Source organism: Bacillus infantis (assembly GCF_020171945.1).
Classification (GTDB): domain Bacteria; phylum Bacillota; class Bacilli; order Bacillales; family Cytobacillaceae; genus Bacillus_AB; species Bacillus_AB infantis_A.
In genome coordinates, this window is sequence record NZ_JAIVAP010000010.1 from 45,276 (window position 1) to 65,168 (window position 19,893).

General features: G+C 49.1%; 19 protein-coding genes. All 19 read left to right on the forward strand.

Translation table 11 applies throughout. The annotated features are described in order from the left end of the window. Positions 1 to 251 precede the first annotated feature (251 nt). The 19 genes from LCM00_RS14585 to LCM00_RS14675 all read left to right on the forward strand — a co-directional run bounded on the left by LCM00_RS14585 (position 252) and on the right by LCM00_RS14675 (position 19,887). Positions 252 to 2,621, forward strand: a complete 2,370-nt coding sequence (locus tag LCM00_RS14585) for a hypothetical protein (protein WP_224903359.1) — start codon at positions 252 to 254, stop codon at positions 2,619 to 2,621. Then, on the forward strand, positions 2,618 to 3,553 hold the full coding sequence (locus LCM00_RS14590) for an ABC transporter ATP-binding protein (protein WP_224903362.1): 936 nt from the start codon (positions 2,618 to 2,620) through the stop codon (positions 3,551 to 3,553). The genes LCM00_RS14585 and LCM00_RS14590 overlap by 4 nt, the downstream gene beginning before the upstream one ends. Then, a complete protein-coding gene (locus LCM00_RS14595) occupies positions 3,550 to 4,389 on the forward strand; it encodes an ABC transporter permease (protein WP_224903365.1) in 840 nt (279 codons plus the stop codon). The genes LCM00_RS14590 and LCM00_RS14595 overlap by 4 nt, the downstream gene beginning before the upstream one ends. 13 nt (positions 4,390 to 4,402) lie before the next feature. Next, entirely contained in the window at positions 4,403 to 5,959 is a 1,557-nt protein-coding gene (locus LCM00_RS14600; protein ID WP_224903368.1) for a hypothetical protein, read from the forward strand. A gap of 5 nt (positions 5,960 to 5,964) precedes the next feature. Continuing rightward, positions 5,965 to 6,981 carry an AAA family ATPase gene (locus LCM00_RS14605; protein WP_224903371.1) on the forward strand — a complete coding sequence of 339 codons (1,017 nt, stop codon included), beginning with the start codon at positions 5,965 to 5,967 and terminating at the stop codon, positions 6,979 to 6,981. Next, a complete protein-coding gene (locus tag LCM00_RS14610; protein WP_224903374.1) occupies positions 6,974 to 7,840 on the forward strand; it encodes a DUF58 domain-containing protein in 867 nt (288 codons plus the stop codon). Before LCM00_RS14605 ends, LCM00_RS14610 begins: the two co-directional genes overlap by 8 nt. Before the next feature lie 11 nt (positions 7,841 to 7,851). Further along, a complete protein-coding gene (locus LCM00_RS14615) occupies positions 7,852 to 9,618 on the forward strand; it encodes a vWA domain-containing protein (protein ID WP_224903378.1) in 1,767 nt (588 codons plus the stop codon). After that, entirely contained in the window at positions 9,602 to 12,373 is a 2,772-nt protein-coding gene (locus tag LCM00_RS14620) for a VWA domain-containing protein (RefSeq protein ID WP_224903381.1), read from the forward strand. The genes LCM00_RS14615 and LCM00_RS14620 overlap by 17 nt, the downstream gene beginning before the upstream one ends. Positions 12,374 to 12,481: 108 nt before the next feature. Next, a complete protein-coding gene (locus LCM00_RS14625) occupies positions 12,482 to 12,814 on the forward strand; it encodes a putative DNA-binding protein (RefSeq protein WP_224903385.1) in 333 nt (110 codons plus the stop codon). Positions 12,815 to 12,826: 12 nt separating this feature from the next. Continuing rightward, the gene (gene ffh / locus LCM00_RS14630; protein ID WP_224903388.1) at positions 12,827 to 14,176 is read left to right on the forward strand and encodes a signal recognition particle protein; all 1,350 of its coding nucleotides are present in this window, start codon (positions 12,827 to 12,829) and stop codon (positions 14,174 to 14,176) included. Positions 14,177 to 14,345: 169 nt separating this feature from the next. Then, a complete protein-coding gene (rpsP, locus tag LCM00_RS14635) occupies positions 14,346 to 14,618 on the forward strand; it encodes a 30S ribosomal protein S16 (protein WP_009795931.1) in 273 nt (90 codons plus the stop codon). Positions 14,619 to 14,629: 11 nt separating this feature from the next. Beyond that, on the forward strand, positions 14,630 to 14,860 hold the full coding sequence (locus LCM00_RS14640; RefSeq protein ID WP_224903391.1) for a KH domain-containing protein: 231 nt from the start codon (positions 14,630 to 14,632) through the stop codon (positions 14,858 to 14,860). 120 nt (positions 14,861 to 14,980) lie between these two features. Further along, entirely contained in the window at positions 14,981 to 15,367 is a 387-nt protein-coding gene (locus LCM00_RS14645) for a YlqD family protein (RefSeq protein WP_224903393.1), read from the forward strand. Between the two features lie 15 nt (positions 15,368 to 15,382). After that, positions 15,383 to 15,901, forward strand: coding sequence for a ribosome maturation factor RimM (rimM, locus tag LCM00_RS14650; protein ID WP_224903396.1), 519 nt, complete (start codon positions 15,383 to 15,385; stop codon positions 15,899 to 15,901). Next, complete coding sequence (gene trmD / locus LCM00_RS14655) at positions 15,898 to 16,647, forward strand: tRNA (guanosine(37)-N1)-methyltransferase TrmD (protein WP_224903399.1); 750 nt, start codon at positions 15,898 to 15,900, stop codon at positions 16,645 to 16,647. Before rimM ends, trmD begins: the two co-directional genes overlap by 4 nt. Before the next feature lie 129 nt (positions 16,648 to 16,776). Further along, complete coding sequence (rplS, locus tag LCM00_RS14660; protein WP_224903403.1) at positions 16,777 to 17,121, forward strand: 50S ribosomal protein L19; 345 nt, start codon at positions 16,777 to 16,779, stop codon at positions 17,119 to 17,121. Positions 17,122 to 17,498: 377 nt separating this feature from the next. Then, a complete protein-coding gene (gene lepB / locus LCM00_RS14665) occupies positions 17,499 to 18,050 on the forward strand; it encodes a signal peptidase I (RefSeq protein WP_224903407.1) in 552 nt (183 codons plus the stop codon). Between the two features lie 32 nt (positions 18,051 to 18,082). Continuing rightward, positions 18,083 to 18,955 (forward strand): ribosome biogenesis GTPase YlqF, encoded by an 873-nt coding sequence (gene ylqF / locus LCM00_RS14670; protein WP_224903410.1) that lies wholly within the window; start codon positions 18,083 to 18,085, stop codon positions 18,953 to 18,955. A gap of 164 nt (positions 18,956 to 19,119) precedes the next feature. Continuing rightward, complete coding sequence (locus tag LCM00_RS14675) at positions 19,120 to 19,887, forward strand: ribonuclease HII (RefSeq protein WP_224903412.1); 768 nt, start codon at positions 19,120 to 19,122, stop codon at positions 19,885 to 19,887. Positions 19,888 to 19,893 lie beyond the last annotated feature (6 nt).

Sequence of the window (19,893 nt, forward strand, 5' to 3'; positions counted from 1 at the left end):
TGCGAGCAAAACTCTTTTTAATATGAATTTGACAGTCTGCAAAACGCAGGCTGTTTTTTTATGCTTAAAATTGGTTTTTTTTTCTCATTCCTTGTAGGGAAATCCTGATTTATTTCGTCTATTATACATGAGCCGGCAACACTCGCCGGAAAGGCAAGGCCAGCAATAGATTTATATTTTACAAGAATTGCAAACTTTTGCCGGCCCCTGTTCGTCTATTGTAGTGGAATAATAATCTGGGGGGAGTTTTTTTGCGTAAACATACAAAAGCAATCATCGCTGTGATTGCAGCACTGCTGCTGTTTCTTATCTTAAACCAGCCTACATATGCAGCACCGGCAGCCATCAGCATTTCAGCAGAAGCAGGCCTGGACGGAAAAGTAAAAAGGGGAAAAGGCTTTCCCTTGACTATCAAAGCTGAAAATACAGGGGAGGCGTTCAGCGGGGATCTGCTGATCGATTTCCACCCTTCCTATAATTCCGGAGGAGCCATGAGCATCAAGGCAAATCTGCCGGAAAATTCTTCGAAAACCTTTCACATAACAATACCTGGCAATTCGGAGGACCACCCATCATCTTATCAAAACCTCCCTGCCATCCACCTTTATAAAGGGAGCTGGAAGGACGGAAAAAACGTCAAGTTCTCCGGCGACACCAAGCTGAAGGCGAAATACATAGAAGGCGGAGAAATGACGATGGGCATCCTGAGCGAGGACTATGACAGGCTCAAGGAGCTGAGGATCCTTCCCTCTGCAGCGGTAGAGACACTGGAGCTGAAAAAAGAACAGCTGCCTGAAGAAGGGCTCGGGCTTGAAATGCTCGACTATCTCCTGATCGACGAATTTGCCGTCTCAGACCTTACAGAGGCCCAGCAAAATGCCATCAAGGAATGGATCGGGAACGGTGGAATCCTGATTGCCGGCGCTGCTCCTGATGCCGGCCAGTCTTTAGGTGTCCTCTATCCGCTCCTGCCGATGAAGGCGGATACAGAAGGAAAGTCTTCTGCATCCTTCCTTATGGAAAAAGGGGAGAAAGAGCTTCCGTTCAAGGAGCTGCCTATGTTTTACGGCCCTGTGAAAAATCAGGCGGAGATCGTCTCTATAAGCGGGGATGTCCCTGCAGCAGTGAAAGCGGACTATGGCAGCGGCACAATCCTGCAGACTGCTTTTTCACTCGGTGATGAGCCGCTGTCTTCCTGGAATGGCTACAGCAGGTGGTTTGGCGGGATTCTGCAGTCAATTCCTGCCCCATCTATGGCATCAAGCCAGTATGGACCGGATATTTATGATCCGCTGACCTATGAATTCGCTGAAGCCAATGAATATTTCCCTTCTTCCAGCTTTTCAATCGGCCAGCTTTTGCTGCTGCTCATCGGCTATATAATCGTCATTGTCCCAATCCTTTATTTTATTTTGAAAAAGCGGGACAAACGCGAGCATGCTTGGTGGATCATCCCTTCTTTAGCCGTGCTGATGTCAGGGGCCATTTTTGGCATTGGTGCAAAAGACAGGCTTGGCCAGCCTCAGGTCAATCAACTGGGCGTCTATAAAGCGGAGAACGGCCAGCTTATCGGTATTCAGGCGGCAACCCTGCTTTCAAACACAAGCGGTGAATATGCATTTTCGGTTCCGCGCGGGGAATTCAATGCGATTCCCAGCACCTTGAATAGACCGGGGTCCGATCATTCGGGCGGCGGTGTAATTGAACAGGGACGCAAGGAGACTAGGATTATTTTTAATGAAGTAGAATACTGGTCATCCAGGACCATATTCGGCAAATCCCAAAAAGAAAAGGACGGCGGACTGAAGGCTGATCTGACGCTTGAAGGCAAACGGCTGTCAGGCACTGTGACAAATACCTTTCCATATGATTTTGAAGAGCTGTATATATGGACCGGCTCTAATAAGATCAAGGTCGGCAGCCTGAAAAAAGGTGAAACACTGAAGGTCGACGAAAAAGTAAAGACTGACTTTCTTACTGCTCCGTATATGTCCGGCACCGGCTATGCCCATCCGGGGCCAGGCCAGGATCTTGACCGAATGAAAAAAGAAAGGCTTGAATATGCTGCATCAGCATTCCTTTTTTCAGGAAGCGGGACCGCTGAAGGCCCTATGCTGGCCGGACTCACGAGGGACAGTGTCATTGAGGCGGATCTTCTGTCCAAAAAAGAAAAAGTTTCGGGCCTGAATCTCATCTTTGAACCATTTGAAGCGAAGGTTGATTTTACAGGCGAGTTCTCCCTGTCCAATGAGGTGCTTGATACCGAGCTTGAGGCGGTGCAGGGCATGGTCTACGAAAAGAACGTCAATGGCAGCAAAGATCAAATGATGGCTGATGATGGGGAATACCAGTTCATTGCATCTCTGCCTGCACAAGTGAAAGGAAAATCCCTGGCATTCAGTGAACTGTCCGTAACGACGAAGGCCAAATTTGCTGAATATGCAGTACTGAACCACGAATCCGGCGAAATGGAGCCGTTTGAATCAAAGCTCACTATCCAGGAAAATATCGGCCGCTATCTTGGTAAAGATGGAAAAGTGGTTGTCCGCATTATCAAGACATCGAAGGACCCTCAGATCACGATGCCGAAAATTACGATTAAAGGAGAGGCGTCCTCATGATAGAGATTATTGATTTAACGAAGAGATATGGTAAATTTACTGCCCTGAACAGCTTGAATCTCCAAATTGAGAAAGGTTCAGTCTTCGGGTTTGTCGGCCAGAACGGCGCCGGCAAATCGACCACCTTCTCTATCCTGGCGACGCTATTGGCGCCTACATCAGGCACCGCCTATGTAAATGGCTATAATGTCGCCAAGGAGCCGAAGATGGTGCGCCGGCAAATCGGCTATATGCCAGACTTTTTTGGGGTCTATGACCAGCTGAAGGCAGAAGAATATCTGCATTTTTACGGAGCCAGCTATGGGCTTGATTTTAAGGAAAGGGAAAAGCTGATTCCCCAGCTCCTGGATCTGGTAAACCTTGAGCATAAACGCGATTCTTACGTTGACCTCCTTTCAAGGGGAATGAAGCAGAGGCTTTGCCTGGCAAGGAGCCTTATCCATGACCCGGAAGTCCTGATTCTCGATGAACCGGCTTCAGGATTAGATCCGCGGGCGCGCGTGGAAATGAGGGAGATCTTGAAGGAACTGAAGAATATGGGGAAGACCATCCTCATCTCCTCACATATTCTCCCTGAGCTTGCAGAAATGTGCGATACGATCGGGATCATAGATCAAGGGAAGCTGGTAGCCGAAGGGTCAGTCACAGAAATACAGGCAAAGCTGCGCGGGGAGAAGCTGATTATGGTGAAAGTCCTTAAGGATGTACATAAAGCCTTTTCATTCTTTGAGGACAATCCCGGGGTGAGCGGGCTGAAGCCCGGAGAAGGGGAAAATTTACTCCAGTTTGTCTACAAAGGTGATGATGCCGGCCAGATTGCTCTCCTGAAAAACGCGATAGAAGCCGGTCTTTCGATTGCAAGCTTTGCAGAAGCAGAAACCGACCTTGAGGATGTATTCATGGAAATTACGAAAGGAGTGGAACTTTCATGAAAAATTTTGCCGTCAATCCTGTGCTGAATAAAGAAATTAAACTTCGGTTCCGCTCGTTCAAGAGCTTTCTCGGTGTATTATTTTACCTGCTGGCTTTAGGCATCATTATTTTGGGCTTCATTTTTATTAATATGCTTTCGAACAGCCAGGGGTATTTTAAGCCCGACCAGAGCAGGGAGATGTTCATTGTCCTGTCCTTCCTGCAGCTTGCCCTGATATTGTTCATTACACCCGGGCTGACAGCAGGGGTCATCAGCAGTGAAAGGGAGAGGCAGACCCTTAATATCATGCTGACGACAACACAGAGCTCCGCGAGCATCATCATCAGCAAGCTCGTATCAGCCATTTCCTTCCTGCTTCTGCTTATCATTGCCAGCCTTCCGCTGTACAGCATCGTATTCCTTTTTGGGGGGGTATCTCCCGGACAGGTGGCCCTGACACTCGGATTCTATATCTATACGATCATGGTTTACGGCAGCCTTGGGGTATTGTTTTCAACGCTGATCCGGAAAACAGTCGTTTCCATGGTTACAACTTATGGGGCCACGCTTTTTCTGGCCGGGGGAACGGCATTTCTGACGATGATTTTGATGCAGCTAGGACATATGAATCCAAATGTGCAGACAGACAGCCCGTTTGCTTATTTTACAGCCATGCTCAATCCGGCCATGGTCCTTCTCGGAATCTTTAATCCTGAATTCCTGCGGGAGATTGCAAATGAGACGGGCATCCAATTTCCGCTCTGGATCGCCCATCTGATCGCAAGCTCGGTGATCTTCCTGCTGGCGCTGCTGATCAGCATCAGAAAGCTAAGGCCAAATATGAAAAAGGGATAGGAGTTGTCAGCTTATGGCCAAACAAAAACGGGAGCAGTTCTTAAATCTGCTGAAGCCTGTCCGGCGCCAGCTTCTCCTTGCAGCTGCGCTGAAGGAGCTCCAGCTTCTCCTTTTTTACGGAGGTGCCGCAATACTCATTGTCCTGCTTTTGGCCCGGACGGTAGTCATACCGGATCTGCCTGTATATCTTTCAGCAGCTGCTCTTGTGTCCCTATCTTTATCCTTCTGGAGGTTCTGGATCAGGAAGCCAGGCTTTCGGGAGGCAGCAGCCGTTTACAACCGCTTTGTACCTGATGACAGGGTGCTTACGGCATACTCGCTATTGGACAGCGAGGGGCTTGTGGAGCGGCTGCAGCTGGAAGAAGCTTTATCTTATATGAAGAGGGACCATGAGTCTGTACTGAAAAGGAAAAAGCAATTCTTATACCCTAAATGGGTCCTTGGAGCGCTGGCTGTCCTTCTGGCAGTTTCAGCCGCTGCTTATCTTCCCAGCACGACAATGGAAAGAGCAAGCCAGCTTGAAGAAGAAAAGGAAATGGTAGAATCCGCTGAAGATGAGCTCAAGGAAAAAGCAAAGAAAGAGAAGGATCCGGAAACACGGAAGCTGATTGATGAGACGGCAAAGGAAATCAGCAAGCTTGACTCTGCCGCAGAGGCTTTGAAAGAGCTTGAAAAACAGAACAAGTCGCTGGAGCTGCAGAAAATGAAGGAACTGGAAAGGCAAAGGAAGCTTGAAGAAACCCAAAGCCGTCTTAATAATGCCGGTTTAAGCTCGCTGGCAGCTGCACTCGATAACAAAGAACTGAATAAAGCCATGGAGGAGCTGAAGGAATTGCAGAAAAATCCTGCAGAGCTTTCAGAAGGCCAAAAAGAGGCTCTCCAGGAGCTGGCTCAAAAGGACGGGCCTTTGACAGATGAAGAGATTGCCAGGCTGGCAGAACAGCTGGAGCAGGCATTGAACTCCTCCGATGCATTGTCCAGGCTCGCTGCCGCACAGCAGGCTGTCGGCCAGGCAGGGACAAAACTCCACAATCAAATGTCTGCTAATGGAATGAACCCGGGACAGCTGGCTCTCTCAGGATCCTCCGGACAGCCCGCCTCCGGGCAGAATCCCGGGCCGAACGCCGGCAGCGGCGGCCAGAAGCCTGGCAAAGCAAACTCAGGGAATGGATCCGGAAGCGGATCAGGTTCTGGATCAGGATCAGGTTCTGGATCAGGATCTGGTTCAGGATCAGGCTCTGGAGGAGCAGGATCAGGCACCGGATCCGGCAGCGGCTCAGGGGCAGGGGCCGGGCTTGGCCAGGGATCAAGGGAGCTTCTGACTGTGCCGGAAAGGATTGCGGGCCAGGTTAATACGGAAACTGATTCAGGCCAATTAGGCGAAGGAGGGCCGGCTGAACAGAGCGAAGGAGCCGGGCCCATCCTGCGGGGGAGTGCCAGGCCGTACAGCGAAGTCTATGAATCTTATGAAAGATCTTACCGGGAAAGCTCGGAGCGCTACAATATGCCTGATGAACTGGCAGAAATCGTAAAGAATTATTTTACAAGCATAGATCCTGATGGGGAGTGAGGAATATGGCATCAATAGAAGAGAAAGCAAACCAATTCAAAGAAGCGGCCGCTATCCTGGATAAAGTGAAGGAAGAAATCAGGTCGTTTATCGTCGGGCAGGAGGACGTGATCGACCAGGTCCTGTGGAGCATCGTAGCCGGCGGCCATGTGCTTCTTGAGGGCCTTCCCGGCATGGGGAAGACCATGCTGGTCAAGACAATATCGGAAAGCATGGATCTGAAATTTTCGCGGATCCAGTTCACTCCGGACCTCATGCCGTCAGATATAACAGGAACCATGCTTCTGCAGCCTGACGGGAGCGGGAAGCAGGCTTTTGTTTTTCATGAAGGACCTTTATTTGGAAATATCATCCTCGCAGATGAGATCAACCGTGCGACACCGAAAACACAAAGCTCGCTGCTGGAAGCGATGGGGGAAAAAACAGTAACAATCATGGGTGAGACAAAAATGCTGGACCATCCATTCTTTGTTCTGGCCACCCAGAACCCGATAGATATGGAAGGGACCTACCCGCTGCCGGAAGCACAGCTCGACAGGTTCATATGTAAAATTCAGGTCCCATACCCGACAAAGGAAGAGTTGAAAGAGATTGTATTAAGGACGACAGGGATCCGGCCTGCCGCTGTCCAAAAAGCGGCGGCAAAAAAAGATGTATTGGAGATCCAGGCTTTGGCAAAGGAGATCCTGGTCAGTGAAGAAATGATTGATGAGGCTGTATCGATCATTTCAGCCACGCATCCAGAGTCGCCTGATGCAACGGGGATGGTGAGGCAGTACATCCAGTTCGGGAGCGGCCCAAGGGGACTGCAAAGCCTGATCATGATGGCAAAAGCAAGGGCGATGTCACAGGGAAGATACCATGTTTCCATGGGAGATTTAAGAAAGACAGCTCTCCCGGTGCTCCGCCACCGCATTATAGTCAACTTTGAAGCTGACAGCAGCGGCATTACGGCAGACGAAATCATCCGGGATCTGGCCGAATCCAGGAATCCTGTCCGGGAAGGCCGTCAGCATGCATAATGGAGGCGGGCTTCTTTCAAGGCTGCAGAAAAAACGCCTGCGGGTGAAAACGAAAAAGCGCGGCGCCCATAAAGGGACAAGGCAGTCCAGCAGCTTTGGTTCCTCTCTTGAATTCTCCGACTTCAGGCTCTATCAGCCGGGAGACGATGTCAGGCAAATCGACTGGAATGTTTACGGGCGCACCCAAAAGCATTATATAAAGCGTTTCCTCGATGAACAGGAGATTTCAGCTGCTGTTTATCTGGACACATCTTCTTCCATGCAAAGCATCGATCAAAAATGGAAGCTGGCAAAAGAATTGGCCGCTTCACTCTGCTATATCGCCCTTTCAGGAGGAGACAGGCTCTATTTCGCCTCTTTGCCCTCTGGTATTACAGCCCCTCTCAGAAGAAAAGGAGCCAATTACAGCAGGCAGGTATATGCAGAAATCCTTCAGCTGGAAGGTGCGGCAATCAATAAGGGTTTTTCAGAGCATTTAAGCCGCGTCCTGCAAAAAAACCAGCAGCTGTCCATCATCATAACCGACACTATGGAGCCGCTCAGCGGGCTTGAGTCTGCAATGAAGAGGATAGGGGGGATGAAGCAGGATTTCTGGCTGCTGCAGATTCTGGCAAGGGAGGAAGCCGAGCCATCTTATAGCGGGGATATCAGGCTGATAGACAGCGAAAGCAGAGCTTCTGTAAATGTCAGTATGAATCCCGTGATTGTTGATGGATATAAGAAGAGGCTGGAGGAGCATGGCAGGCTGCTTGAGGCGATTTGCAGGAAATATGGGGGGCAGTTTGTATCGATCACTGCTGACACAGACATCCAGACTATTTTATTGCGCATCCTGCCTGGTAAAGGCATGTTGAATTGAGGTGAAACACGATGCTTTTTTTTAGCCCGCTCTATTTTTTATTGGGCCTTTTTATTATCGCCTTTATATTATTCTACTTTTTCCGAAAGCAATTTGATGAGAAAATCATTCCTTCCAATATGCTTTGGATGGAGGCAGTGAATGAATGGCAGGCATCGCCATGGCTGCAGAAGCTTCAGCAGAATCTGTTATTCTGGCTGCAGCTTCTCGCCCTGCTGCTGCTGATGTTTGCGCTGGTCCGGCCATTTTGGTTCGGGGAAGAATTAAAAGGGAGCCGCCTGATATTTGTTGTTGACCCCTCTGCATCCATGCTTGCCGAAAGAGATGGCGAACCGATCTTTGAGAAGGCAAGGGAGAAGATGCTTTCGCTTGCCGGCAGCCTGGCCGGCCAGGAGGTTACTCTGATAAGAGCCGGAGAGAATCCGGAAATCCTCCTTTCAGGGGAAAAGGAGAAAGCGGCGGTTAAAAAGTCAATCAGTGCTCTTGAAATTACTTATGAGCATGAAAACATGACTAAAGCGCTGCAGCTGGCCAATTCTTTGGCAGATGCAGAGAATTCAGCTATATACATATTTTCTGATGGACTTGAAAAAGAAGAAGCCGCGGCCCTGGATGAAGGAAATTACACAGAAGTCCATAATTTCGGCAAAAAAGGGCAGAATCTTGCTCTTTTATCTTTTGGTGTTGTCCGGGAAGGAGAGGGCATTGCCGGTGGGGCTGCCGTTGAAAATCAGTCAGCGGAGGAAGCCGCTTTTTCCTTCCGGGTTGTATATGAGGGCCAGGTGCTTTATGAGCAGGAAGTGGAGATTGAAGGAAACGGGCAATCTGTGATCCAGATTCCCGGCCTCCCCAAGCATCCTTACTATAAGGCAGAAATAAAGGCGGATGATCCTTATCAAGCCGACAATGAGCTGACAGCGATCTTTAATGAACCGAGCCGAAAGGTGGTTGCCGTAGGGAGCATCAGTCCCTTTGTGCTGAAAGGCTTTGAAACATGGGGGGCTGAACTGGTTCAGGCCGAACCTTCATCGGCTGCAGCCGGGGGAGAAGGGATATACCTGACAGATGCCGGCAGCCTTGAGGCAGCAGAGGGAAGGCCAGCAATCATCTTCAATGCGGAAACTGGCAAGAAGAAGCTGGAAGAACCGCCGGAGGCCGCCAATGATCCGATTCTTGAACATGTGGGAGCAGAAAATATCTTCATTGATTCCTCCTACGATCCGCTTAAAGGTGATTGGGAAACCCTCCTGCAGTCAGGGGGACGGCCTCTGATCCAAAAGGGAACACAGAATGGGAATCCGGCTTTGCTGATCAATTTTGCTTTGGGCGACTCTGATTGGCCATTGCAGCCGGGTTTTCCGGTCTTCTTGTATAATGCCTATCAATGGCTGGCCGCCCAGTCTGATTTCCTTGGCTATTTTTCACCAGGGGAAGAAAAGTGGCTTAATGCTGGAGCGGGCTCTTCTTCGTTAGAGATATACGATGATGAAAACAAAAATTTGTATTCACTGGATCTGGCGAAGGAAAACTTTGCTGCCCCCTATAAGCCGGGAGTTTACCAGGCTGCCGCAGGGGAAGAACATTATTTTTTCTCTGTCCTGCTCGATGACCGGGAAAAAGCTGCCAGGCATGCCTCTTCCTTTACGATGAATGAAAAAAGTGCTTCAAATGGCTACAGGGAAATAGAGCAGAACGGACTTTGGTTTTGGCTCGCATTACTCGCTTTCATCCTGATAGCAGCAGAATGGGAGGTGTTCAGGCGTGGGAATAGAATTTAAATACCCTTTTATGCTTTTGCTCATCATTCCTTCTCTGCTCCTTGTATTCTTGTTTATCAGGACAGCGAAGGGCAGCAGGGAAAATAGGAAGGGAGCAGCTGTTATGAGGGCTGTCGTTTTCATTTTGCTTGCCTTTGCGCTGGCTGTCCCTTCAATCAGGCTGCCGGCTCCGGGAAAGCCCGTGGTCTTCATCGCCGACCGCTCTGCCAGTGTACAGGGCAGGGAAGGAGAGCTGCTGGATTTTATCGATGCAGGAATCCAGTCCAAAGAAAAGGAAGATTCATATGCCGTGATATCGGCTGGCGAAACAGCAGCTGCTGAAAGCTCGCTGGCAGGCATGAAGGGAGAGTTCCGGGAATTCAGTACAGACACCGGGAAGGGTGAAACAAATCTCGAGGCAGGCATACAGCTGGCTTCGACTCTCATGCCGCAGGAAACCCCCGGGCGGATTGTCCTTTTATCAGACGGGAGGGAAACGGCCGGCAGCAGCCGGGAAGCGGCAAAGCTTTTGAAGAACCGGGGGATAGAGCTTGATTATGTCCTGCTGGACAGCAGCCGGAAAGAGGATATGTCCATTTCCAGCCTAAATGTCCCCCCAGCCTTGTATGAAGGTGAAGAAGCATCCATTACCATTGCGATTGACAGCAATTCTGCAAAAGAAGCTGATTTAAGGCTTTCTGTAAACAGCAGGGAAGTCTTAAAAGAGAGAATTACGGTCAAAGAAGGAAAGAATGTCTACACCTTCAAGCACAAAATGGACGAAACCGGCTTATCGGCAATCAAGGCTGAAATTTCCGCTGAAGGAGATGGATTCATAGAAAACAATGCATTGCAGTCTGCCGTCAATATTAAAGGAACCCCCAGGGTTTTGATCGTAGAGCAGGAAAAAAGCCAGCTTGAAACCATACTGGACGGGTCCGGCCTTCTGGCGGATTCCATCGTGCCGGAAAAGCTGCCTAACTCACTTTCCGGGTTTCTTCCATATCAGTCCATCATTTTCAATAATGTACCGGCAACTGTGGTTTCCGAGAATCAGATGATCCTTATAGAAAAGGCTGTAAAGGAGTTTGGCTCTGGATTCATTATGGCAGGTGGAGAGAACAGCTTCGGTCTTGGCGGCTATTTCAAAACGCCGATTGAAAAGCTGCTGCCTGTCAGCATGGATATTAAAGGGAAGAAGGAAATGCCCTCCCTCGGCCTTATGATTGTTATGGATCGTTCAGGAAGCATGGCAGGGAACAAGCTGGAACTGGCAAAAGAGGCGGCGGCAAGATCAGTTGAACTCTTGCGCGAGAAAGATACTTTGGGATTCATAGCATTTGATGACCGCCCGTGGGTTATCGTGGAAACAGGACCGCTTGACAATAAAAAGGACGCCGTGGACAAAATCGCCTCAGTCACTCCCGGGGGAGGCACTGAGATCTTTACTTCCCTTGAAAAAGCGTACGAGGAGCTGGAGGACCTTAAGCTCCAGCGGAAGCATATCATCCTCCTTACAGACGGGCAGTCTGCCAGAAGCGCTGATTATGAAAGCATGATAGAAACGGGGAAAGAAAAGAATATTACTCTTTCGGCGGTGGCGCTTGGGAGCGACGCAGACCGGAATCTGCTGGAAGAGCTGGCAGAGCTCGGTGCCGGGCGCTTCTACGATGTTACGGACTCCTCTGTGATTCCAAGCATTTTATCAAGGGAAACCGTCATGGCGACTAGAACTTATATCGAAGACAAACCTTTTTATCCATCTTTGCAGCCGTATCCGGAATGGGGCGATTTTTTTGCAGGCGGCATTCCGCAGATGAATGCCTATATTGCTTCTGAAGCCAAACAGGGTGCAAAGGTTCCCCTTCTCAGTGAGAAAGAGGATCCGGTCCTGGCTGAATGGCAGTATGGCATCGGCCATACGATTGCCTTTACTTCGGATATAAGCGGAAAATGGTCTGGAGACTGGGCTCGGTGGGAAAAGTGGCCGCAGTTTATGAATAAACTCGCCAGCATCTCGCTTCCGAAATATGAGAGCGAAGCTTACAGCATTTCAGTCCGGAGGGAAAACGAAGAAACGGTTGTCTTGCTTGAAGGAAACAGCAAAGCTGCCCTTCCTGCAGATATAGCAGTTGTTTCAGATAAAGGGGAAAAAGTGGATGCCAGCACTAAACTGGCCGCACCTGGCAAGTACGAGATTAAAATGCCTTCAGAGCCCGGCATGTTTTATGTCAATATCAGCCAGCAAACCCTGACAGGAGAAACAAGGACCTATAAAACCGGCTTTACTCTCCCATATTCAGAAGAATATTTATTGCAAAAACAAAATGAAGGACTCCTTAAGGAAATATCTGCCTTGACGGGAGGGAAGCGGCTGGAAGAAGGCAAGGAGGCATTCCGCCCGCTGAAGGCAGGGAATTTTGAAAAGGCCTCAATCAGCGAATGGCTCCTTCTTGCAGCATTCCTCCTCTTCTTTGCCGAGATAGCGGCCAGGAGGTTCGGGCTCAAGCTGATTCCGGAGAGACAAAAGGCTAAAAAGGCTGCAGGATCCGATAAAAGCAGGCTATTGGAGAAAACAGCCTCCGCCAGGCGGAGGGCGGCTGACAGGGAGAAAGGTGTCCAGGTACCGGAGTCCCGCGTGGAGAAAGCAGAATCTGCCGGGCGGCAGGCTGAGGCCCGTAAACCAAAAGGACGCTCCGGAGCACCAAGCGTCAGCCCGGATGAGCGGGAAGAGAGAATGAAGCGCCTTCTGGAAGCCAAAAAGAGGAAAAGCTGACAAATGCCGAAGGAGCGGCGCCGGGCCCGGATTTCCTTGACACAGTTTGGGGTTCTGTGTAAACTGTTTTATTGTAAAGGCTTTTCACTTAACAAGGGGGAATGAGCTATGCTGGAGAAGACGACGAGGATGAACTATCTGTATGACTTTTATCAGTCGTTGTTGACGCCGAAGCAGCGGAGCTATATGTCCCTGTACTATCTGGATGATTATTCTCTCGGTGAGATTGCCGAGGAGTATGACGTCAGCCGGCAGGCAGTGTACGATAACATCAAGCGTACCGAAGCGATGCTGGAGGAATATGAAGAAAAGCTGCTGTTATTTGAAAAATTTCAACAGCGCAGCAAACTTATTCGCGAAATGAGAACTTTTCTTGAAGAAGGCAGTCCTTCCCATCAAAGTCTGATGGAAGCAGTGGCTGAGCTAGAGAAATTAGATTAGGAGGCGGCATATATGGCATTTGAAGGATTAGCCGACCGACTGCAAAATACGATACAGAAGATCCGCGGCAAAGGGAAAGTATCCGAGGCGGACGTTAAAGAGATGATGCGCGAAGTACGCCTGGCCCTTTTGGAAGCAGACGTCAACTTTAAGGTTGTCAAAGAGTTTGTGAAAAAGGTCAGCGAACGTTCAATCGGCCAGGAAGTGCTAAAGAGCCTGACGCCGGGCCAGCAGGTTATAAAGGTTGTTAAAGAGGAGCTTACCGAACTGATGGGCGGGGAGCAGAGCAAAGTGGCGGTATCCAATCGCCCGCCGACCGTAATCATGATGGTCGGTCTCCAGGGTGCCGGTAAAACGACCACCACCGGAAAGCTTGCGAACCTGCTCCGGAAAAAGCATAACCGCAATCCTCTGCTTGTGGCCGCGGACATCTACCGTCCGGCTGCCATCAAGCAGCTTGAAACGCTCGGAAAACAGATCAATATGCCTGTATTCTCTCTCGGCGACCAGGTATCGCCTGTTGAAATAGCCAGGCAGGCCATCGCCAAGGCGAAGGAAGACCACCATGATTATGTGCTGATCGATACGGCAGGGCGCCTGCATGTGGATGAAGCCCTCATGGATGAGCTCAAGGAGATCAAGGAGCTTTCCAAGCCGGATGAGATCTTCCTTGTCGTAGATGCAATGACAGGGCAGGATGCAGTGAATGTCGCCCAAAGCTTCAATGAGCAGCTGGGGCTGACAGGCGTCGTCCTGACAAAGCTTGACGGCGATACACGGGGGGGAGCTGCGCTTTCCATCCGTTCCGTTACCAGCACGCCGATCAAATTCGTCGGACTCGGGGAAAAGATGGATGCGATTGAAGCCTTCCATCCGGAAAGAATGGCGTCCCGGATACTCGGCATGGGAGATGTCCTTACCCTGATCGAGAAGGCCCAATCCAACGTTGATGAAGAAAAAGCAAAAGAGCTCGAGAAGAAAATGCGGACTGCTTCCTTTACGTTTGATGACTTCCTTGACCAGCTGGGCCAGGTCCGCAATATGGGGCCGCTGGATGAAATCCTGAAAATGATGCCCGGTGCCAACAAAATCAAGGGACTTAATAACATGCAGATCGATGAAAAGCAGATCGCGCATGTCGAGGCCATCATCAAATCGATGACAAAGGAAGAAAAGACGCATCCGGAAATCATCAACTCGAACCGCCGGAAGAGGATTGCTAAGGGCAGCGGCAGGACCGTACCCGAAGTGAACCGTCTCCTCAAGCAGTTCGAGGATATGAAGAAAATGATGAAGCAGATGACAGGAATGCAGCAGAAGGGCAAGAAAAAAGGCTTCAAGCTGCCTTTCAATCCGTTCTGATTTTTGTCCTTCCGCGCCCGGAAATACTGTCCCGGCATGCTCTGAAATACAGCGGAACAGCCGTGGAAATCAAGTTTTTATAACATGTAAAGAAAAAACACTTTACAAACCATTTATCTATTGATATTATACTATCTTGTGTGAAACTATTCGGAGGTGCTTATTTAACATGGCAGTAAAAATTCGCTTAAAACGTATGGGAGCTAAAAAATCCCCTTTCTATCGTATTGTAGTAGCAGATTCTCGTTCTCCTCGTGATGGACGATTCATTGAAACAGTTGGAACTTACAATCCAGTTGCACAGCCTGCTAAGGTTGAAATCAACGAAGAGCTTGCTCTTAAATGGATGAACGATGGCGCTAAGCCTTCTGACACAGTTCGCAACCTGTTCTCTAAAGAAGGCATTATGGAGAAATTCCATAACGCTAAGAACGGCAAGTAATTCTGCACGTGATGAAAGAGCTTATCGAAACGATCGTTAAGCCCCTGGTTGATTTTCCCGATGATGTCCGGGTGGATGTCCGGGAAGATGACCACCGCGTTACCTATCAGCTTTCTGTCAACAAGAGTGACATGGGAAAAGTGATCGGGAAGCAAGGGCGCGTCGCAAAATCGATACGGACTGTTGTATATGCAGCAGGATCATCACAGCAAAAAAGAGTTTTCATGGAAATAACTGAATGAGCTTTTCCCGAGGCATAGCCGGAGGAATTAAAAAAAGGAGGGGGATCCCCTCCTTTTTTTCCCATTCAGAAAAGCTTTTATAAGTAGGTTCGGTACCAGGATGCTGAAGGAGGCTTAAGGGTGAAAATACTTCAAACCGCCACAGTTAAACAGATCTTAACCGAAAAAAGCAAAAGGAAGCTTCTTGAAACCTATATGGAAAGAAAAACGCAGCTTTTGAAAGAATGCGAACAGCTTCGCTTTGAAGTGAAAAAGATGGAGAAGTCGAAAAAGTTCCAGCAGGCAAGCCTGTCTGCCAATTTTGAAAAAGAAACAGACAGGCGCAAAGAAAAGATCAAGCTGCTGGAGTTTCAAATAGAACAACTACATATGCTACCATTAGGCAGTGAACTGAAGGAAAAAGAAGTTCAGGCTGTCGTGGAGATCGGCATTGGCGACGCCTGGGATAAGGTATCGGCAAACAAAACCATCATCATCGAGGATGGAGTCATTAAAGAAATTCGCTAGAGGTGATCGGCAAAGATGGAAAAGTGGTTCAATGTAGGGAAGATTGTCAATACACACGGTGTCAGGGGCGAAGTAAGGGTCGTATCACGCACCGATTTTCCGGAAGAGCGCTATAAGGCAGGCAGCCATTTATTCTTGTTCCTGGCGGGGTCAAAGGAACCTGTGAAGCTGACTGTAAAAACACACAGACAGCACAAATCGTTTGATCTGCTTACTTTTGAAGGCCTGGACAGCCTGAATGAGGCGGAAAAGCTTAAAGGCAGCCTTTTGAAGGTCTCAGAAGATCAGCTGGGGCAGCTGGAGGAGAATGAGTATTATTTCCATGAAATTCTCGGCTGTACCGTGAAAACAATTGATGAAGAAGAAATAGGGGAAATAACGGAAATCCTGACCCCGGGCGCCAATGATGTATGGGTGGTCAGCAAAAAGGGGCAGAAAGATATATTGATCCCTTATATTGAGGATGTTGTCAAGAAAGTGGATGTGAAAGAAAAAGTCATCATCATTGAACCGATGGAAGGCTTGCTGTCATGATGAAAATTGATGTACTTACTTTATTTCCTGAAATGTTCGGCGGTGTTTTCGGGCATAGCATCCTGAAGAAGGCAGAAGAAAATAACGCCGTCAGCTACAATGTAGTCAATTTCAGGGACTATGCCGACAATAAGCATAAAACGGTTGATGATTATCCTTACGGCGGGGGAGCCGGCATGGTGCTGAAGCCCCAGCCGATATTTGACGCGGTTGCTGACTTAAAGGGGAAGGCAGGCGGCGGAGAGCCGAGAGTCGTCCTCCTTTGCCCCCAGGGTGAGCGGTATACCCAGAAAAAGGCGGAGGAGCTTTCTTCCCTTGATCATTTGATTTTTGTGTGCGGCCATTATGAAGGCTACGATGAAAGGATAAGGGAGCATCTTGTGACAGATGAGATCTCCATCGGAGACTTCGTGCTTACCGGGGGGGAGCTTGGGGCCATGGTGCTGATTGACAGCATCGTCCGCCTTCTCCCGGGTGTCCTCGGAAATGAGGAGTCCCATATGAAGGATTCGTTCAGCACCGGATTTCTGGAGCATCCGCATTATACACGGCCGGCGGACTTCAGGGGGATGAAAGTGCCTGATATCCTGACCTCAGGCAACCACCGCCTTGTTGATGAGTGGAGGATGAAAGAGTCTCTGAAAAGGACCTATCTCCGCCGCCCGGATCTCTTTGAAGGGGCAGAGCTGACAAAAGAGCAGGTCCGCCTTCTCGAAGAAATAAAAAAAGAGCATAATAGCTATTGATGACAGGCATTGTTTATGTTATGATAGTTTTTGTGGCTTGGGCTGAGTGATCGGCCGGGTCTTATAACGATGTTCCGCTGCAATAAAGAAAGTCTGTGCAAGAGCATCTGTTGGAAGGAGTTGAAAACGATGCATAAATTAATCGAAGAAATTACAAAAGAACAGCTTCGCGCTGATGTTCCTGCGTTCCGTCCTGGTGATACTGTACGTGTACACGTTAAAGTTATCGAGGGTACCCGCGAACGTGTTCAGGTGTATGAAGGTGTTGTAATTAAGCGTCGTGGTGGTGGAATCAGCGAAACTTTTACAGTACGTAAAGTTTCTTATGGTGTAGGCGTTGAGCGTACATTCCCTGTACACACACCAAAAATTGCGAAGCTTGAAGTTATCCGCCGCGGTAAAGTACGCCGTGCGAAACTTTACTACCTGCGTAACCTGCGCGGTAAAAAAGCTCGTATCAAAGAAATCCGATAATAGTAAAGCGGCGGTGCTCCCTGCACCGCCAATTGCGAAGAAGGAGCTTGTATATCAAGCTCCTTTTTCACATAAAAGCGTTAAGTATGAAGTGCTAATCAGCCGGATCCGGCCTTGGCCAAACTCGGCGCCAGCCGGGTTTTTTCATTTGGCTTTTTTCACCCGATCTCCTTTTGCAGCTGCACGGCCTGACTTCCGGATTTTATCAGGCTCTGGAAGTGCCGGGCGCTTAAATGGCACAAAATAGGCCAATACTAGGAATTATACATCCCATCGTGTTTAGTGCAGTGAAATAATGTAAATGTAAAGAATGAACCATGCAGATTATCAGCAGGACGCTGGATTATATTTTTTAGCAGAGATTGGTGGGAACTAACATGGGAAAGAGCAAAAGTGAATTCTGGGAATGGACAAAGGCGCTGATCATCGCTGTGCTCCTTGCGGCCGTCATCCGCTATTTCTTATTCGCCCCGATAGTGGTGGATGGACTGTCGATGATGCCGACGCTGCACGATACGGACAGGATGATCGTGAATAAGTTCTCGTATAAGCTTGGTGAACCAAAGAGATTTGACATCATCGTCTTCCACGCCCCGGAAAATAAGGATTACATAAAAAGGGTAATCGGCCTGCCGGGTGACAGGATCGAATACAAAGATGATATTTTATATGTAAACGGCGAAGCGGTCGAGGAGCCTTATCTTGATGAATACAAGAAAGAGGTCATCGACGGGCCGCTGACAGAGCCTTTCACACTTGAAGATAAAATCGGGCAGGAGACCGTGCCTGAGGGCCATCTCTTCGTAATGGGCGATAACCGGCGCTACAGCAAGGACAGCCGCCATATCGGCACCATCCCGATGGAAAAGGTGCTTGGGGACACAAATATCATCTATTGGCCCCTTGAGGACTTCCGCATCGTAAAATAGCAATTATTATAAGTCAGGAAAGGGTGGCAGCCTTGACAATACAATGGTTTCCAGGGCATATGGCAAAAGCCCGCAGGCAGGTCACAGAAAAACTGAAGCTAGTTGATATAATCTTTGAGCTTGTCGACGCGCGCCTGCCGCAGTCTTCAAGAAATCCGATGATCGACGAAATCATCCAGCATAAACCGAGGCTTGTGCTCCTCAATAAAGCCGATATGGCTGATAAAGAAGCCACAAGGGCCTGGATCCGATATTTTAGCGATAGAGGGATCAAAGCGCTGGCCATCAACTCACAGGCAGGGTCCGGCATGAAGGATATCTCCTCTGCAGCACAGGAAATATTGAAGGAAAAGTTTGACCGGATGAGAGCTAAAGGTGTAAAGCCAAGGGCAATCAGGGGAATGATCGTTGGAATCCCAAATGTCGGCAAGTCAACGCTCATCAACCGCCTTGCAAAGAAAAATATTGCCAAAACAGGCAATATGCCCGGGGTGACAAAAGCCCAGCAGTGGATTAAGGCCGGCAAGGAAATGGAACTCCTGGATACACCGGGGATTTTATGGCCGAAATTTGAAGATCAGGAAGTGGGCCTCAAGCTGGCTCTTTCAGGTGCGATAAAAGATACGATATTAAATCTTCATGACATTGCCATTTATGCACTGAAGTTTCTTGAAAAACACTATCCTGAAAGACTGCTGGAAAGATACAGCCTTGAAGAATTCCCGGAGGAAGCGGTAGAAGCCTTCGATAAAATCGGAAGGCTCAGGGGCTGCTTAATGGGCGGGGGCGAAGTCGATTATGATAAAGTCGCAGAGCTGATCATCCGGGAAATCCGGACAGAGAAGCTTGGCCCTTTATCATTCGAACACCCGTCAGATTTTGCAGAAGGCGGACCGGCGGAATAAATCGTCTTATTTTTGTCCGCAATACCGTTTTAAAAATGTTAAAATAAAATAGCAGCAATGAATAAAGGCCTCTGCATGGGGCCTTTATTTTTTGATATATATCCGGAAGGGGCTGGCATGGCGACTGGCCCTTCCTTCTACATAACGGCATAAGGGTGGATGGAATGAAACAGCTTACAATCAGTGAAATCAGCGAGAAGCTGAAGGATCTGAAAGACAACAAAGACCCATTCTTGGGAGAGCTTAAATCGGATGGACGCAAAGGGGTACAGCAGCTGCTAGCGAGATGGGGCAGACAAAGGGCCGAGGAGGCCAGGCTTTACGGCCGGTACCAGGAAATGACCGTATACGAACGGAGGCTGAAGAAAAGCGGCTGGATGATGATCGCAGGTACGGATGAAGCTGGCAGAGGGCCGCTGGCCGGCCCTGTTATCGCAGCAGCAGTCATATTGCCGGAAGGATTCTATCTTCCGGGCCTTGATGACTCCAAGAAGCTGTCTGAAGCAAAGAGGGACGAGTTTTATAATGAAATCATGGCCGGCGCCGCTGCTGTCGGAGTGGGCCGGATCGGGGCGGAGGAAATCGACCGGATTAACATCCTTCAAGCTTCAAAGAAAGCAATGCTCCTGGCCTTGGCAGATATGGGCAGCACCCCGGATTATTTATTGACAGATGCGGTCGATCTGGATGTCCCCTATCCGGCAGAGGCAGTCATAAAAGGCGACAGCAAAAGTGTGACGATCGCTGCCGCCTCTGTTATAGCCAAGGTAACGAGGGACCGGTATATGAGGGAACTTGACGAACTGTATCCTCACTACGGCTTCGGCCGGAATATGGGCTACGGCACCCGGCATCATCTTGAGGCGATTGAAAAGCACGGGATCATCAATGAACATCGAAAAAGCTTTGCCCCGATCAAGGGCATGTATTAGAGGTGA

Coding starts and splice junctions, on each gene's coding strand:
- LCM00_RS14590 (WP_224903362.1), top strand. CDS start 2,618: ATGATAGAGATTATTGATTTAACGAAGAGATATGGTAAATTTACTGCC.
- LCM00_RS14595 (WP_224903365.1), top strand. CDS start 3,550: ATGAAAAATTTTGCCGTCAATCCTGTGCTGAATAAAGAAATTAAACTT.
- LCM00_RS14600 (WP_224903368.1), top strand. CDS start 4,403: ATGGCCAAACAAAAACGGGAGCAGTTCTTAAATCTGCTGAAGCCTGTC.
- LCM00_RS14605 (WP_224903371.1), top strand. CDS start 5,965: ATGGCATCAATAGAAGAGAAAGCAAACCAATTCAAAGAAGCGGCCGCT.
- LCM00_RS14610 (WP_224903374.1), top strand. CDS start 6,974: ATGCATAATGGAGGCGGGCTTCTTTCAAGGCTGCAGAAAAAACGCCTG.
- LCM00_RS14615 (WP_224903378.1), top strand. CDS start 7,852: ATGCTTTTTTTTAGCCCGCTCTATTTTTTATTGGGCCTTTTTATTATC.
- LCM00_RS14625 (WP_224903385.1), top strand. CDS start 12,482: ATGCTGGAGAAGACGACGAGGATGAACTATCTGTATGACTTTTATCAG.
- ffh (WP_224903388.1), top strand. CDS start 12,827: ATGGCATTTGAAGGATTAGCCGACCGACTGCAAAATACGATACAGAAG.
- rpsP (WP_009795931.1), top strand. CDS start 14,346: ATGGCAGTAAAAATTCGCTTAAAACGTATGGGAGCTAAAAAATCCCCT.
- LCM00_RS14640 (WP_224903391.1), top strand. CDS start 14,630: ATGAAAGAGCTTATCGAAACGATCGTTAAGCCCCTGGTTGATTTTCCC.
- rimM (WP_224903396.1), top strand. CDS start 15,383: ATGGAAAAGTGGTTCAATGTAGGGAAGATTGTCAATACACACGGTGTC.
- trmD (WP_224903399.1), top strand. CDS start 15,898: ATGATGAAAATTGATGTACTTACTTTATTTCCTGAAATGTTCGGCGGT.
- rplS (WP_224903403.1), top strand. CDS start 16,777: ATGCATAAATTAATCGAAGAAATTACAAAAGAACAGCTTCGCGCTGAT.
- lepB (WP_224903407.1), top strand. CDS start 17,499: ATGGGAAAGAGCAAAAGTGAATTCTGGGAATGGACAAAGGCGCTGATC.
- LCM00_RS14675 (WP_224903412.1), top strand. CDS start 19,120: ATGAAACAGCTTACAATCAGTGAAATCAGCGAGAAGCTGAAGGATCTG.